The sequence below is a fragment of the Achromobacter deleyi genome (assembly GCF_013116765.2).
GTDB classification, from domain to species: domain Bacteria; phylum Pseudomonadota; class Gammaproteobacteria; order Burkholderiales; family Burkholderiaceae_B; genus Achromobacter; species Achromobacter deleyi_A.
Window position 1 is genome coordinate 113,292 of record NZ_CP074375.1, and the last position, 15,595, is coordinate 128,886.

Here is a 15,595-nt window from a genome sequence, read left to right on the forward strand (position 1 = left end):
TTCCAATTATCATGCGTGGCGCGGTCAGTCCGCGCGCACAAACACCACGCGCGGAACGCCAGAAGACTGGCGGCGAACTTGCGCACGCACTCGCATGCCGATCGTCACCGCCAGGGGCTCCATATCGACAACGGTGCTCATCAGGCGAGGTCCTTCGTCAAGGTCCACCAGGACGACGCAATAGTTCCCACCCCGTTCGGGGCGTTGGCGCACGACGGTGGTCGAGTAGATGGTGCCGCCGCCATTGGCGGCTTCCCAGCGCAAGCGTCCTCCGCCATAAGGGGAGATGGCTCGAGGATAGAAAACGGCGCGGCCGGTTGTTTCGCAGCGCTGGATCATGAACTGCCCTTGTTCGAGCATGCGCTGGAAGTACTGCTCCGGGCCGACTGCCTCGTCGCCCGCTGTGTGTGTGCTGTTAGAGGAATTCTGCACATTCGCCTCCCAAGATTCTTTGGCCGCAGCCGGCCGGCAGGCGGACGGGACATACACCCGTTGGGTGCATGGCTTGTCTGCTGGCGACGCCACGACGCTCGAATGATGTTAGGGGGGCGGGCCGTCTCGGGACAATTAACTAATTTTGACGAGGGGCATAGCGATTGAGCATAGCTCGGCCGTGGCCCGGTGCGTGCCGGGTTCGCGCGCAGAGGGTGTATTCAGTCAGCCAGCCAGCGCACGCCGACGTGGTCGAACTGTTTGATGTAGGGCTCGAGCACGCGGATCAGCTCGGCATGCAGCGCATTGACGATGCGAGGGTTGCGGTTCAGGACGGCGGTGCCGATGATCACGGTGCGTTGCAGCGTGGGGCTGATGATGGGAGCGCCTTCGATGCGCTTTTCGGCCAGCATCGTCATGATGGGGATGACTGGCAGGATGGTGTAGCCGACGCCGCGTAACACCAGATCGAGAATGACCGCAGTGCTGTCCGACTCGGCAACCAGATTCAGGTTGACGCCGAGGATGGTGCAGGCCCGGTCTATCACGTTGCGCAAGCTGCGCGCTTCCGGAACCACCATGGGCATTCTGGAGACGGCCTCGAGCGTCATCGGGGCGTCCTCGGACAATCCGGATCCCGGCAGGCCAAGGACGTATATGGGCTCGGAATAAGCGGGCGAGGTCTGCAGAAGTTCGGATTGCAGATAGTCGCCCATGAGGCAGATATCAAGCTTGCCGCCCTCCAGGCCCTCTTGCAGGAAATCCGAAAAGCCGGTGGCGATGCGCACGCGGAGATTGGGATACTGCTGCTGCAGCGCTATGACGAGCGGGCCGGCAAGCGCGGCCGCCAGGCCGGGCAGCATGCCGATGGACACCGTGCCAAGAAGATCCGATTTTGCGGCGCCGATGTCGGCCCGGGCTTCATTGAGCCCCTTAAGGGAAACCCGCACCTGATCGACAAACCGGCGGCCTGGCACGGTCAGCACCATCCCGAGCCGGTTGCGCTCGAAAAGCGGAGTGCCTAGTTCGTCTTCCAGCTGTTTCAGCTGTCGGGACAGGGCGGGCTGCACGACGTGCAGCAGTTCCGCCGCCTTGGTGAGGCTGCCGGTTTCCGCGATCGCCAAAACCGTTCTTAACTGCCTGAGTTCCATTTCCGCCTGCTTTTATCGAGACACATGCCGAACGGCTATAGGGGTCAGAGAAAAATGTGAATTGTGTGGCTGTTGCACGACACCTACCATCCTCACCAAGTTAACGACAACCACCGGATCAAGCTGGGCGGCGGTTGCGCGTATCCATTTCCATGTTAATGCCTTTCGGCGCCTGCCCGCAGGCGCGCCTCGTCTGGCAGGAACATGCAATGGCTACGGGCAGCAGCTTCGGGACTTGAGCATAAGAGTTAGAGCAGAGACATAGGATCACCATGAAGAGAGTGTTGGTTGCCAACCGTGGCGAAATCGCCGTGCGAGCCATTCGCGCCGTGCGCGACCTCGGGTTGGAAAGCGTCGCGGTGTACTCCCAGGACGATTCAAACTCGAGGCATCGAATTCTCGCGGATACCTCGGTTGCGCTGACCGGCTCTGGTCCGGCGGCTTATATCGATATCGACGCCATCATTGCCGCAGCCAGGGCCGAGCATTGCGATGCCATCCATCCGGGGTATGGCTTCCTGAGTGAAAGGGCGGATTTCGCCATGGCTTGCGATGCGGCGGGAATCACGTTCATCGGCCCGAACGCCGATCACCTCGCTCTGTTCGGAGACAAAGGCCGCGCTTTGCAACTGGCCCGCGAATGCGGCGTGCCCGTCATGCCCGCCACGCCGGGCGGTGCTTCACTGGAGGACGTCGAACAGTTCTTCGACGAGCAGGGCGGGGTCGGGATCGTCATCAAGGCGGTCGGCGGAGGCGGCGGACGCGGGATGCGCGTCGTCAAGTCCAAAGCCGATATCGCCGAGCTCTATGCCCGCTGCCGGTCGGAAGCAATGTCGGCCTTTGGTGTGGACGCGCTGTACGCGGAGCGTCTGGTCAATCGCGCGCGTCATATCGAAGTGCAGATCGCCGGCGATGGTGCGTCGGTGGTCGCGCTTGGCGATCGGGATTGCACGCTGCAGCGCCGCTTTCAGAAAGTGGTCGAGATCGCGCCCAGCCCGGTGCTGAGCGCCACTCTGCGCACCGCCATTCTTGCCGCGGCAAAGAAAATGGCGGCCAAGGTGGAGTACCGCAGCCTGGGAACCTTTGAATTCCTGGTCGAAGAAAACGAGCAGGGGGTGCAGACGGACTTTGTATTCATCGAAGCCAATCCCCGGCTGCAGGTCGAACATACGATTACCGAGCAGGTCACGGGCGTGGATCTGGTGAACTTGCAGATCGGTGTCGCGCAGGGAAAGCGCCTGGCCGAATTGGGCGTGGACCCGACCAACCCCCCGGGGCTGAACGGTTATGCCATTCAGCTCCGCATCAATGCAGAATCGACCGACGCCACGGGCATGGCACGCCCGGCACACGGCAGGCTGGAGCGTTTCGAGCCGCCCGCCGGCCCCGAGGTGCGCGTCGACACCCACGCCTACAGCGGGTACTCGCCCGCCCCGGCGTTCGACACGCTTCTGGCTAAGCTGATCGTGTTCAGCGCCAGTGACGACTTCTCGGACGTGGTGCGGCGTTTGCGCCGCTGCCTGGCCGAGTTCCGGATTGCCGGTGTAGCGACGAATATCCATCTTTTGCAGGCGCTCGTGGCCCGGGAGGACTTCCTGTCGCAGCGCAACCATACGCGCTACATCGAGGCCATCCTCGGGGAACTGCTTGCAGCGGCCGAGCAGTACGCGCAAGAGCAGCAGGCCAAGGACAGCCTGATCGGGGATTCGGGGGGGCGCAGTGCTTCGGCGGCCAACCTGCCGCAGGCAGTGCAGGCCGCGGTGCCGGAAGGGCTCTCGGCATCGCGCGCGCCGTTGAGCGGCCGCCTGGTCGAGGTCTCCGTGAGCGCAGGCGCTCTCGTGCTCAAGGGCCAACCCATCGCCGTGATCGAAGCGATGAAAATGGAGTACACCGTCGTCGCCGATTTCAATGGCAGGGTCGTCGAGGTGCCGGCCGCCAGTGGCGGCAATGTGCTCGAAGGCGAGATCCTGGTCTTGCTGGAACAGGAATCGAGTGGCGTCGACACCGAGGTCGTGACAGACGCGATCGATCTGGATGCCGTGCGCCCTGACCTGCAAGCCGTTCTCGATCGCCATGCGTCGCTTTATGATGACGCGCGCCCGCAGGCCGTGGCAAAGCGCCGTTCGCGAGGGCAGCGCACCGCACGGGAGAACGTGGACGATCTGTGCGATGAAGGCTCGTTCGTGGAGTTTGGCGCACTGGTCATTGCCGCGCAGGCCAGCCGCCGCAGCAAGGAAGACCTGATCGCCAACACGCCAGCGGACGGCATTGTCACCGGCATTGGCAACGTCAACGGCGACGCATTCGGCTACGACGGGTCGCTGACCGCCGTGATGGCCTATGACGCGACGGTGCTGGCGGGCACGCAAGGCAAACGCAACCACATCAAGACCGACAGGCTGGTGGAACGTGCCCGCCGTGACGAAATGCCGACGGTGTTGTTCGCCGAAGGCGGAGGCGGTCGGCCGGGCGATGTCGATTTTCCCTTCGTATCCGGGCTGTATCAGCCGTCGTTCGCCGCGCTGGCCGAACTCAGTGGCGAAGTGCCTTTGCTCGGCATTGTTTCCGGACGCTGTTTCGCGGGCAACGCCGCCTTTCTGGGGGTCTGCGATGTCATCATCGCCGACAAAAGCGCCAATATCGGCATGGCCGGCCCGGCGATGATCGAAGGCGGAGGACTGGGCATCTTCCGGCCAGAGGACGTCGGCCCCGCGCCGGTGCAGTTTGCCAATGGCGTGATCGACATCCTGGTCGACAACGAGGCGCAGGCGGTCGCGGCGGCGAAGCACTATCTGTCCATGTTCCAGGGCCGCACCAAGGACTGGGTGGCGCCCGACCCGCGCCACCTCCGGCATGTGGTGCCGGAGAATCGCTTGCGTGTCTACGACAGCCGTAAGGTCATCGAAGGCATTGCCGACGTAGGCAGTGTATTGATGCTGCGCTCGGGGTTCGGCCTGGGAATGCACACCGCCCTGGCTCGTGTGGAAGGGCAGCCTGTAGGGATCATCGCCAACAATCCGCATCACCTGGGAGGCGCCATCGATGCCGATGCGGCCGACAAGGCGGCACGCTTCATGAATCTTTGCGATATCCACGGTCTGCCCATAATTTCGTTGATCGACACTCCGGGATTCATGGTCGGGCCGGAGGAAGAGGCCAAGGCGCAAGTCCGGCATGTGTCGCGCATGTTCGTGGTCGCGGCCAAGCTGCGGGTCGCTATCTTGGCAATTGCCTTGCGCAAGGGCTACGGTCTGGGAGCCATGGCTATGGCCGGCGGGGGCTTTCGCTCGGCCAGTTGCGCGGTTTCGTGGCCAACGGGCGAATTCGGCCCCATGGGCCTGGAAGGGTCCATCCGGCTGGGCTTCAAGAAGGAACTCGAGAACGTCCCCGACGGGCCGCAGCGCCAGGCGCTTTACGACCAGTTGGTGGCTCGCGCCTACGATCGCGGGCACGCCATCAATGTCGCGTCCACGACGGAGATCGACGCAGTCATCGATCCCGCGCAGACCCGCACGTGGATACGCCAAGGCATCGCGTCGGCATCTTTGCGCGCCGGCCGGGCCCGCCGCGCCTTTGTCGATACCTGGTAATCGAGGCAAAGTCCGTTGGAACAGGTAGCGACTATGCAAACATCTGAAAGCCGGCTCGCCTTCGCCGGGTTGCGCGTGCTGGAAATCGGCTGCGGAGCGGCAGTGGCTTATGCCGGGAAGCTTTTTGCGGATTTTGGCGCTGAGGTCATCAAGCTGGAGGACGCCGACGGCGACACGCTGCGCCGCCTGCCGCCCCTTTTGAACGAGGCCGATGGCGAGCCCGCAAGCGCCTTGCATGCCTGGCTCAATACCAACAAGCGCAGCGTGGCCCATCGTAGAAAGACAGGCGCGGATTCCGCGTGGCTGTCAGGGATCGCGCGGACATGCGATGTAATTCTCGACGCCCGGGCCCTGGACGAAGGCTTGGAGGTTCTGAAGCGCCCTGTATACGCTGGCGATGGCAATGACGGCCAGGGCAATGCGCCGATCGAAGTATGTCTGACCTGGTTCGGCGAGTCCGGGCCTTACAGTGGTTTCGCGGGAACCGAGGCCGTGTGCCGCGCCCTGGCCGGCGCGGTGTATTGCAGTGGCGCGGAGCAGGGCCCCCCCCATCTGCCGCACGACATTCAGACCGCCATTGCCGCCGGTGTCGCAGCATTCTCGAGCGCGACCGCCGCGTTGCTGGGCCGATCCGACGGCAGCCGGCGTTACATGCTGAGCATCCATGAGATTGCGTTTTCACTGGTGGAGATGGAAGCCGGCATGGTGCAGGATGGCCGGCATCCCTTGGCTCGGCTGGGCGTCAACCGGTTCTGCACGACGCATCCTGCCGGCATCTACGAGACAAAGGAGGGCTGGATTGGGCTGTTCGCCCATACCGGCCCGCAATGGGCAGCGCTGTGCGCCGCCATCGGCCACCCGGATCAGGCTGCGGATCCGCGCTTTGCGAGCGGGCCGACCCGTATCGTCCATGCGGACGAAATCGATGCGTTCCTGATTCCCAGTCTGCGCGCCAGGACAGCCGAGGAATGGTTCGATGTGCTGCGCAAGGAGAAATTCCCCGCTGTCATCGTGCCGACCATGGCGGAACTGCTTCAACAAGGCGTGCATCGCGAACGCGGCGCTTTTGTTCCCGTCAAGGCGGGGGCAGCCGAATTCGAGGGGCCGGTCGTTCCGCTGCCCATGGGCGATGCGGGGCCTTTGCCGGGCGGTAAGGCAGCGCTCCTGGACGCTGACGGCCCCAGCTATCGTGAAGCGGAAAGTCTGACTCCGGCCGCCGGCTTGGCCAGGGCTGCGCCGGGCGCGCTGCCCTTACGCAAAATCCGGGTGGTAGATCTGACGATGGGCTGGGCCGGGCCATTGGCGGCAAGGACGCTGGCGGACTTTGGCGCGGAAGTCATCAAGGTTGAAAGCACGCGCTATCCGGACTGGTGGCGGGGCACGCATTACACCGATGAGTTCTATCAGGAAAAGCTGTACGAAAAGAACTCGAACTTTGCGCTGATGAACCGCAACAAGTTGGGCATCACGCTCGATCTGACCCGTGCTCAAGGACGTGCGGTCCTGCTCGATCTGGTGGCCAAGGCCGATATCGTCATCGAGAACTACTCGACCGAGGTGTTGCCCAAACTCGGGCTGGACTATGCCGTGCTGTCCCAGGTCAATCCGCGATTGGTCATGGTATCCATGCCGGCATTCGGGTCGGGCAATGAATGGAGCACGATCAGGGCCTATGGCGGCACGCTGGAGCAGGCTAGCGGCCTGCCGCATCACACCGGTTTCGCGCAGAACCCACCGGCGCTGACCTCCTACGCTTATGGTGATCCGGTGGGTGGCTTCAACGGGGGGGCGGCGGCGTTGTTGGCGCTGTTCGTGCAGCAACGCTCGGGCAAGGGGCGCCACGTCAACCTGTCCCAGGTGGAATGCATGCTGCCCATGACAGCGCCGTTCGTCATTGAGCAGTCCGTGCACGGCACCACCGCGCCCCGCAGCGGCAATGCGCATCCTCTACATGCCCCGCAGGGGATTTACCAGTGCGCGGGCGATGACGCCTGGGTGGTGGTGAGCATCACGAGCGATGCGCAATGGCAGGCATTGCTGGCGGTCATGCAGGCGGCTGATCTTGCCCTGGACCCTGCTCTGGAGAAGGCGGCAGGCCGGCGGACCCGGCAAGAGGAGATAGACCGCAGGATCAACGCATGGGCCCGCGCGCGCTCCGCGCAAAGCGCAATGGTTGAACTGCAGCAGGCCGGCATCAGCGCAGGAGAGGTCAAGCCGGTATGGACGGTGCTCGATGACCCGCATCTCAGGCTCCGTGATTTTTTCAAGGAGACTTCCCGCCCTTATATCGGCGAGTTTCTGACGACCACGCCCTGGTTCAGGGAGCCGGCCGCTACGGTCGCGGCGGTGCGTCCGGCGCCTACGCTCGGGCAGCACAATGGCGATGTGTTTTCGCGCGTGCTGGGCATGAGCGTGGATCAGCAACAGACGCTGGAGCGAGACGGAATCATAGGAAACACCGCAACCAGGAAGGTGGCCTGACAAGCCCCGCAAGCACGATGCAATGCACAAGATCTAAATTTTCGTGGAGACAAACAATGACTACATCCGATTCCCGTCGTAACTTCCTCATCACTTCCGCGCACCTCGCCGTGGCTTCGGCATTGGGGTTGGGGTCTACTGCCGCGTTCGCGCAGGACAAAGCGTGGCCCACCAAAGCCATCAAGATCATCGTGCCGTTCCCGGCCGGTTCGATCACGGACACGATGGCTCGCCTGCTGTCGGATTCTTTGTCCAAGACGCTCAAGCAGCCCGTCATCGTGGAGAACAAGGGCGGTGCCAATGGATCGATCGGGGCGGCCGAGGTGGCCCGTTCGGCGCCGGATGGATACACGCTGCTGGCCACCAACAGCAGCAGCATCACCGTCAATCCCTTGATCTACAAGAACTCCCAGTACAAGGCCAAGGATTTCGCTCCCATCGCCCTGGTACTGGACGCGCCGTTCATTCTGAACGTCAACCCCGAATGGGCCAAGAAGCACTCCATCGAGTCGGTCAAGGATCTGGTTGAGTACGCCAGGAAGAATCCGGGCGAGCTCACCTATGGGTCGGGAGGCCAAGGCAACCTGGCCCATCTGGCGTTTGCGCAAATGAGCAATGACGCCCAGTTCAAGGCAACCCATATCCCTTACAAGTCGGCCTCGCAAGCAAGCATGGCGGTCATGGCGGGCGAGGTGAACACGTCTTTCGATACGCTGGCCAGCGCACCGCAAGTGGCGGCCGGAAAGTTGAAAGCCCTGGCAGTCACGCAGAAGCAACGGATTTCCCAAATGCCGGATATCCCCACGATGGCCGAGGCAGGCTATCCGAACATCGATGTCACTTTCTGGCTGGGCCTGTTCGCCCCGGCAGGCACGCCTGCCCAGATCGTCGACACCTTGTACGAGCAGTCCAAGCGCGCGATGGAGCAGCCCGCTGCCAATACCTCACTCAGTGCGCAGGGTATCGTCGTCATGCGCAACCCGAAGGAATTGTCCACGCGCATCGGGCATGAAGTCGATCAGCTTTCTCTCGTCGTCAAGCGGGAGAACATCGTCATCGATTGAGGGTGGGCCGGCGCGGAGGCCGGCTGCGCGCCGGTGACGGCGATTGCGCGCAGCCGGCCCGCTTTGGCCAAAGGCATGCGGGACAGCAATGCATCGAACGCCATGGGGACGTGGCCGGCGATCACATCATTGAGCGCCGGGGCGCTGCCTTCGTAAGGGATGTGGCGCAGCTTGACGCCTGCCATGTTGGCGAAGTGCTCTGCGGCCAGATGGGTCGCCTGTCCGTTTCCCGAAGACGCAAATGCGACTTCAGCCGGGCGCTTCTGCGCCAGGGTGATGAGCTGCCCGACGTTCCTGGCTTCGAAGTCGGGGTTGACCAACAGCACGAGCGGCCCTTTGCTGAGGACCATGTCGAAATTCTGTGGTCAGGCTGCTGGTGTCAATGTGTGAACCGGACGGAACGCGAATCCGCGCTCCCCATTGCCAACTTTGCTATTAATGCGAGGCGATGTGAACTTCAGAGCTTAAGTTCTGCTCCTGCCACATAGGCCCTTCCCAAAACGAAGCGCATTGCTCCTCAGTTCGTCGGTGAGGTCTATGTTGCTATGGAGCGACTTCGGAGCCGCTGCTGCCGGATGTCTTGCCTTCCATACACACCCCCATATCGCCTCAATTGTGAGGCAACTAGGTGTCTAGGAAACCCGGGGCGATTCTGCGCACGGCTCTGAACAAACCAAGGTTCCGAGCATGTTCAAGGAATAGGATCTTTCGGGGGGCCATACGTGAAACCGTACGTGTTTGGGCTGGCAGCGCTGTTTGGCCTGGGTGCGCTGACCGGTAATATCGCACAGGCTCAATACAATCTCACGGCTGAAGACCGTAAGAGCCTGCAGAGTTCCCAGAATAATCCGGCCCGCAACGGCAGGCCCCAAGGCGGCGAGCCAGCGCGTTTGAGCAGTTCCGCGCGAGACGCCGATTTCAGCAAGAAATTTAACCAGTCTCTGGCCGATACCGAACGCAAGCGCCAGGCGGAACAGGAGCAATCGACACGCACTCAACTGCACCAGCGTGAAATGTTCAATGCCAACGCGCCGCCTGCCGATCGTACGCCTGGCGCGCAGAACGACAGGACGGAAATGCAGGTCGGCGAGTACGGCGCCGCCTATTGCCGGAAATCAGATACCGGGCAAGTCAGTTGCGGGGCGCAAGGGTATCGCTGAAGACCCGTCTGTCTGGTCCGGTTTTGCGGCGGCGGGCTTGCCGCATTCATCGGCAGTGCCCGGTGACTACTTAACAGGGGTACTTACGCACGCACAGCTTGCTACTGAAATTACTAATCTATTTCGGCCGCCTAACTCGGGGAACCTTGGATTGAACAGACGGCGTGCTAGAAAACGATTCTGCGGTGGCACCAGCGCCCATCGCCACACTAGACGCCTCAAAGTTTCCGTACTGAACAAAAATTCCGGAATTAACAATTGACTGTCGATCCTCTTCAAAGTCTCGGGTCGAAACGCAGTGATCTTCCAAGAATTTTCGCAGAGCGTCGAGAAGAACCCGGTCGAGCATACGGAAGCAGAGAGTCGATGTCTCAACCTGATCACGGTTCTCAAAATTTTCACCAGCGACTAATTCTCGAAAAGATCCTGCACATCCAAAATCCGGTTTACCATTCTTCTTTAATCGATCTATTGATGAGCGCCACGCATTCCAATGCCGAAAATTTCGCAGCCGATGTGACGCATCCGCGTCGCTGCCGAAGGGCATTGGGCCGAGGAGATTCAATCTGCGATAAGTCCATAAATAGGCATCCACATCGGAATCATCTAACCCATAGGCTCCAGCACTGAAAAGTGTAGCCAACGCATCAATAGAACCTGAGGCCGGCTCTCTCCCGGATGCCTCGCTTCGTCGCCACTCGCTTTTTATCGGGGGGAGTAAAAGTCTATGCGCTTCAATCGCCAAATAAGGCCCAGTCATTGAGATCCTAACTGCGACTGTCATAACCATACCGTCGATGGCTAGACGAGATGTTAGATAACACCTGCCTAAGCAATCCGCCTCAGCCTCCCTCCACTTCTTGGCGAGATTGCTGCTAATCGAACGCGGCGAAACTCCGCGGATATGGGGCGATAACTCAGGAACATCCGTTACTTTACGACCATCGACAAAATAATTCATGCTGGTGCAGTTGGATCCCTGCATCAATCCGCCCAGTTCCCGCGCAAGATGGTCATAAAGATCGTCAAGATGGAATTTGTGACACGACTCGTGAAGGTCCCCGGCAGCGGGGCGTGTCACGTCGACCAGCAATTTCCAATCTCCGACCTCTGTTCCAAAACCGACAAATATTCTTTGGGACGTATGAATAGATACGGGAAAGGATGGCGACTCAAACTTTGTGCCGACCGGTGTCAGGCGATCTGTAAAGGCATGCTTTGTGGAAACAATATCTACTGACTCATTCCAAAATATCGGAAGAAGCTCGTCTCTAATTTTTCGATCAAGATTGCGGGCGCAATACGGAAAACAGATTGTTGCGGCTATCGTCAAGAACAGGCCAAGCCACTTCAGTGCCGCTTCTAGAAACTCGTTGGCTTGACCTACTATTATCGCAAGAACCAACGCAGCTGCGTAAAATGCGGCAGCAATATAAATAGTAAGATACAAAGCGCGGCGAAGGTTGTGCGAAATTATTATTTCGACGTGAGCAGCAACTCTGTTTACTAAGTCAATATCAATTGGGAATTCAGTTGGTGACGCCGAGCAATAATTTTTGCTGTATACGCTACCAAGAATTCGCCGAAATGATGCTGATGTCAAAGCTGCGATGCAAGCCTCTCGAGTGGCAGCTCGCCCCTCAACCAGCTCGCGCTCGCCTAACATAGCTCAGCTAGTTTAGACGCTGCAGTTAGTATTTTTTCTAACGAGCTGACCGAATCTCCTACTGTCTTCAAGATATAAGTAGCGCGCTCGATATACGACCTTGCAGTCTTTGACTTAGGCGGCTCTGCCTGAGCAGCTTCGAGTAGAGTCAACACCTCGTTTCGCTTTTTAGATGGGATCCCTTCGGCCTCGGCGATGAGTCTTTTTAGTTCGGCGAAAATGTCATCCTCGTTTTTTTTCTCCGAGTTGATAGTGGTTGCCGTAGATCTTTCGCCGACGGCAGCCGTGGTAATTTTGACGGTCCGTCCCATTATTCCGGTGTTCGACACTTGTCCTGCCATATTCTGCTCCTAAGCATCTAGCTGCGGATGCCGGTCTTGGCGGCTTCATTCCTCCGTTGAAAATATGCCAATTTTCATCCAAAGGCATACTCAATATGAGGGTTGACAATTCCGGAATTTTTGATGGAGTGCTGCCAGCCGTTTAACCGCTAGATCAGCAGGTAGAGTGCGCCGGGCAGTTCTTGCCCCGGGGTCGTCGTTCCCCAGAATGGCATATGGATCCCGGGGATGCGGATAAGCGATCTATGCCTAATGAACACTCCTGGCCGGAAGCGCCACTTGCCACAGGGACCTTCCACACAAAGCACTGCGCTTCCTACTCTGCCAATTCCCAATAGCCGAGTGCCACGAGACGTCCATGTCTCCTCCCCAATGCCTCGTACGGGCATATCCCAAATCTGCCGGCTTGGACTGTCGCGCTAATTTAATTGCGTCTATTGCGAAACTCGCCTTTCTTCAACCTGCAGGCCGTCTATCTGCGCAGAAGAGGAGAGGACGTCCGCGCAGTAGCAGACGTTGCCCACCAAAGCCAAAAGGCGAACTTCAACAAAAAAAGCGAACTTTATTCCCGCCGCTCAGGGATTTCCCCAATCACATTCTCCTTGCGGAAAATCAATGCTCTATAGGACACTTTGTGTCATTAGAGCCGACACGGCGCAATCAAGGGGAATGGCATGAAGGTCTTGGGCATGGTGGCTGCGCTGGCGATGACGGCGGGAATGACAGGTGGCGCGCAGGCGGCGTATCCGGAGCGGACGATCCGGCTGGTGGTGCCGTTTGGCGCTGGCGGCATCACGGATATCGTGGCGCGCCAGGTGGGCAAGGGCATGGGGGATGTGTTGGGGCAGGGCATCGTGATCGAGAACCGCCCGGGCGCGGGCGGTGTGATCGCGGCGCAGATGGCGGCCACCGCGCCGGCCGATGGCTACACGATCTTCATGGGTACGGTGGGCACGCAGGTCGTGAACCCGCTGATCTATAGCAAGCTCGGCTATGACGCGGACAAGTTCGCGCCGGTGGGCATGGTGTCGGGGTCGCCTTATTTGCTGGCGGTGCGCGCAGGTCTGCCCGCAGCGTCCTTCAGCGAATTCGTGAGCTACGCCAAGGCCAATCCGGCCCGGTTGAACTTCGGGTCGGCCGGCAATGCCAGTTCGCCGCATCTGGGCCTGGAGCTGCTGAAGCTGACTGCGGGCGTGGATATCGTGCACGTGCCGTTCAAGAGCGGCAGCGAGGCCGTGAACGCCGCCATCGGCGAGCAGGTGGATGTGGTGATGGACGCAAGCCCGGTCATCATGCCGCATGTGGCGTCGGGCAAGCTTCGCGCGCTGGCGGTGGCGTCGGACAAGCGGTTGCCGTCCGCGCCGGCGGTGCCGTCCAGCGCGGAGGCGGGCGACGGGGCCTTGCAGATCAGTTCCTGGAACGCCTTCTTCGCGCCGGCGGGCACGCCGCCCGATGTGCTGGCGGCGCTGAGCGCGGCGTTGCAAAAGACGTTGGCCTCGCCTGAATTGAAGGAGCGGCTGGCGGCGCAGGGCACGCAGCTGTACACCGGCACGCCGGACGAATATCAGCGCTTCATCGGCGGCGAAAAGGCCAAGTGGGCCGAGATCGTGAAGCGCGCCAACATCAAGATGGACTGACGATGACGAACCAAGCACTTCATCCCCTGGCGGGCAAGCCGCTGGAACTGGCGGATACGCTGCGTTCCGGCAATGCGTGGAAGATCCGGCTGGCCTGCGGGCTGATGGGTCTGCCGGTCAAGCGGCGCACCTTCGATATCGTCCAGGGCGACCTCGAAACCGAGGCGTTCGCGTGCATCAATCCGTGGCGGCAGGTGCCGGCGCTGCTGACGCCGGAAGGCGACTGGCTGGCGGAATCGCAGGCCATCCTTTGGTACCTGGCCATGGGTACGCCCTGGCTGCCGGCTGACCGGCTGGCGCAGGCGCAGGTCGCAAGCTGGCTGAGCTTCGAGCAGACGCAGCACATGCATGCGTTTGCGCAGCCGCGCCTCTTGATCCATCTGCGCCGGACCGCCGCAGTGAATGATCCGGAGATGGTTGCGTGGCGCGCCATCGGCATGAAGGCGGCGGCGCTGATGGATGCGCATCTGGCGGGCCGGAATTTTCTGGTGGGGACCGCGCCGACCATCGCGGATATCGCGCTGTACCCCTATACGAGCATGGCGGAGCAGGGAGGCTATGAGCTGTCCGCCTTTGCCCACATCACTGCCTGGCTGGCTCGCATGCGCGCCTTGCCGGGATTTACGCCGTTGATGGAAACGGCATGACGGAGACATGATGGCCGATACGATGCATTTGGGAAAAGACGAACTGATCGCGCGGGCGAAGGCCGAGATGCAGCGCCAGTTCGATACGCCGCAATGGAGCCTGCGCGAGCGCCTGGCGCTGACCTGCCGCATTCTGTTCGACGGTGGGCATGACTCCGGCCTTGCGGGCCAGATCACGGCGCGTGCGCCGGAGCCCGGGCGCTACCTGACCCAGCGCCTGGGCCTGGGGTTTGACGAGGTCACGGCCGGCAACCTGCTGCTGGTGGACGAGGACCTGCGCGTGCAGGAGGGCGGCGGCATGCCCAACCCGGCGAACCGCTTCCATTCGTGGATCTACCGCGCGCGGCCCGACGTGAACTGCATCATCCATACGCATCCGCTGCATGTGGCGTCGCTGTCGATGCTGGAGATTCCGCTGGAGATCTCGCACATGGACAATTGCCCGCTGTATGACGATGTGGCCTTTCTGAAGGACTGGCCTGGCGTGCCGGTGGGCAACGAGGAGGGCGAGATCATCTCGGCGGCCTTGGGTTCCAAGCGCGCCATCCTCCTGTCGCATCACGGCATGCTGATCGCGGCGGGGTCCGTGGAAGAGGCCTGCGTGCTGGCCCTGCAGTTCGAGCGCGCTGCGCGGATGCAGTTGCTGGCGATGTCGGCGGGCAAGATCCAGCCGATTCCGGCCGCGCTGGGACGCGAGGCGCACGACTGGATCCTGACGCCCAAGCGTTCGCAGGTGGGCTTCTCGTATTACGCACGGCGCGCATTGCGCGTCCATCCCGACGTGCTGGGCTAGGGCGGGTTGGGCAGGGGCGCTCGACGGCAGCGGCGGTTTCGGGCATGCTTACCTGTTGTATTTGCGCATTTCCTGCCCATGATCGACCTGCCGCATCGCCTACGCACCCTGCGCCGCCAGCAAACCCTGTCCCTGGAACAGCTGGCGCAGCGCACGGGATTGACCAAGAGCTACCTCTCCAAGCTTGAGCGGGGCCTGAGCGAGCCGTCGATTTCCACCGTGCTGCGCCTGGCCGAGGCCTATGGCGTGGGCGTGTCGCAGCTGGTGGGCGCGGACGACGCGGCCCAGGATGAAGTGGTCAGCGTGGTCCGCGTGGCCGACCGCGAAGCCCTGCAGCGCCGCGGGCTAGGCAGCGAATATCACTATGAATCGCTGGCCGGACGGCGCAAGGTCAAGGCAATGGAACCCTTTGTGGTGCATCCGCCCCGGGAATTTCCGGATGCCGCCGCCGTCTTCCCGCACCCGGGAGAGGAATTCCTGCTGGTGCTCAAGGGCGCCATCGAGGTCCGCGTGGGCGAACGCCAGTTCCGTCTGGAAACCGGCGATTCCGTTTATTTTGATTCCGAACTTCCGCACCGCATGCGCACCGTCAGCCGGGCCATGGCCGAGGTGCTGGTGGTGGCGGCGCACTGA

At 61.3% G+C, this 15,595-nt stretch carries 13 protein-coding genes; 8 read left to right on the plus strand and 5 right to left on the minus strand.

Going from position 1 to position 15,595, the window contains the following annotated elements; genetic code table 11:
• Positions 1-24: 24 nt before the first annotated feature.
• Together HLG70_RS00510 and HLG70_RS00515 are read right to left on the minus strand one after the other, a co-directional pair.
• Positions 25-432 carry a Zn-ribbon domain-containing OB-fold protein gene (locus tag HLG70_RS00510; protein ID WP_234103313.1) on the minus strand — a complete coding sequence of 136 codons (408 nt, stop codon included), beginning with the start codon at positions 430-432 and terminating at the stop codon, positions 25-27.
• A gap of 221 nt (positions 433-653) precedes the next feature.
• A complete protein-coding gene (locus tag HLG70_RS00515; RefSeq protein WP_171667566.1) occupies positions 654-1,583 on the minus strand; it encodes a LysR family transcriptional regulator in 930 nt (309 codons plus the stop codon).
• A 272-nt stretch (positions 1,584-1,855) separates the two neighbouring features.
• Here HLG70_RS00515 and HLG70_RS00520 point away from each other — a divergent pair, with 272 nt between their 5' ends.
• The 3 genes from HLG70_RS00520 to HLG70_RS00530 are packed head-to-tail and all read left to right on the plus strand — an operon-like array spanning position 1,856 to position 8,718.
• On the plus strand, positions 1,856-5,173 hold the full coding sequence (locus tag HLG70_RS00520; protein WP_171667565.1) for an acetyl-CoA carboxylase family protein: 3,318 nt from the start codon (positions 1,856-1,858) through the stop codon (positions 5,171-5,173).
• Positions 5,174-5,206: 33 nt separating this feature from the next.
• Complete coding sequence (locus HLG70_RS00525) at positions 5,207-7,654, plus strand: CaiB/BaiF CoA-transferase family protein (protein WP_171667564.1); 2,448 nt, start codon at positions 5,207-5,209, stop codon at positions 7,652-7,654.
• 56 nt (positions 7,655-7,710) lie between these two features.
• Complete coding sequence (locus HLG70_RS00530) at positions 7,711-8,718, plus strand: Bug family tripartite tricarboxylate transporter substrate binding protein (RefSeq protein ID WP_171667563.1); 1,008 nt, start codon at positions 7,711-7,713, stop codon at positions 8,716-8,718.
• Here the strand turns inward: HLG70_RS00530 and HLG70_RS00535 are convergent.
• Complete coding sequence (locus HLG70_RS00535; RefSeq protein WP_171667562.1) at positions 8,673-9,068, minus strand: tripartite tricarboxylate transporter substrate-binding protein; 396 nt, start codon at positions 9,066-9,068, stop codon at positions 8,673-8,675. The genes HLG70_RS00530 and HLG70_RS00535 overlap by 46 nt on opposite strands.
• Before the next feature lie 372 nt (positions 9,069-9,440).
• Between HLG70_RS00535 and HLG70_RS00540 the strand changes: the two genes are divergently transcribed.
• Entirely contained in the window at positions 9,441-9,878 is a 438-nt protein-coding gene (locus HLG70_RS00540; RefSeq protein WP_171667561.1) for a hypothetical protein, read from the plus strand.
• A gap of 118 nt (positions 9,879-9,996) precedes the next feature.
• Here HLG70_RS00540 and HLG70_RS00545 read toward each other — a convergent pair whose 3' ends face one another.
• Both HLG70_RS00545 and HLG70_RS00550 read right to left on the minus strand, forming a co-directional pair.
• Positions 9,997-11,544 (minus strand): hypothetical protein, encoded by a 1,548-nt coding sequence (locus HLG70_RS00545; RefSeq protein WP_171667560.1) that lies wholly within the window; start codon positions 11,542-11,544, stop codon positions 9,997-9,999.
• Positions 11,538-11,885 (minus strand): hypothetical protein, encoded by a 348-nt coding sequence (locus HLG70_RS00550; protein WP_171667559.1) that lies wholly within the window; start codon positions 11,883-11,885, stop codon positions 11,538-11,540. The genes HLG70_RS00545 and HLG70_RS00550 overlap by 7 nt, the downstream gene beginning before the upstream one ends.
• 674 nt (positions 11,886-12,559) lie before the next feature.
• Here HLG70_RS00550 and HLG70_RS00555 point away from each other — a divergent pair.
• From HLG70_RS00555 to HLG70_RS00570, 4 genes are all read left to right on the plus strand, one after another.
• Positions 12,560-13,522 carry a Bug family tripartite tricarboxylate transporter substrate binding protein gene (locus tag HLG70_RS00555; protein ID WP_171667558.1) on the plus strand — a complete coding sequence of 321 codons (963 nt, stop codon included), beginning with the start codon at positions 12,560-12,562 and terminating at the stop codon, positions 13,520-13,522.
• A gap of 2 nt (positions 13,523-13,524) precedes the next feature.
• Positions 13,525-14,169, plus strand: a complete 645-nt coding sequence (locus HLG70_RS00560) for a glutathione S-transferase family protein (RefSeq protein WP_171667557.1) — start codon at positions 13,525-13,527, stop codon at positions 14,167-14,169.
• 10 nt (positions 14,170-14,179) lie between these two features.
• Positions 14,180-14,962 (plus strand): aldolase, encoded by a 783-nt coding sequence (locus HLG70_RS00565; protein ID WP_171667556.1) that lies wholly within the window; start codon positions 14,180-14,182, stop codon positions 14,960-14,962.
• A 78-nt stretch (positions 14,963-15,040) separates the two neighbouring features.
• Positions 15,041-15,595 (plus strand): helix-turn-helix domain-containing protein, encoded by a 555-nt coding sequence (locus HLG70_RS00570; protein ID WP_171667555.1) that lies wholly within the window; start codon positions 15,041-15,043, stop codon positions 15,593-15,595.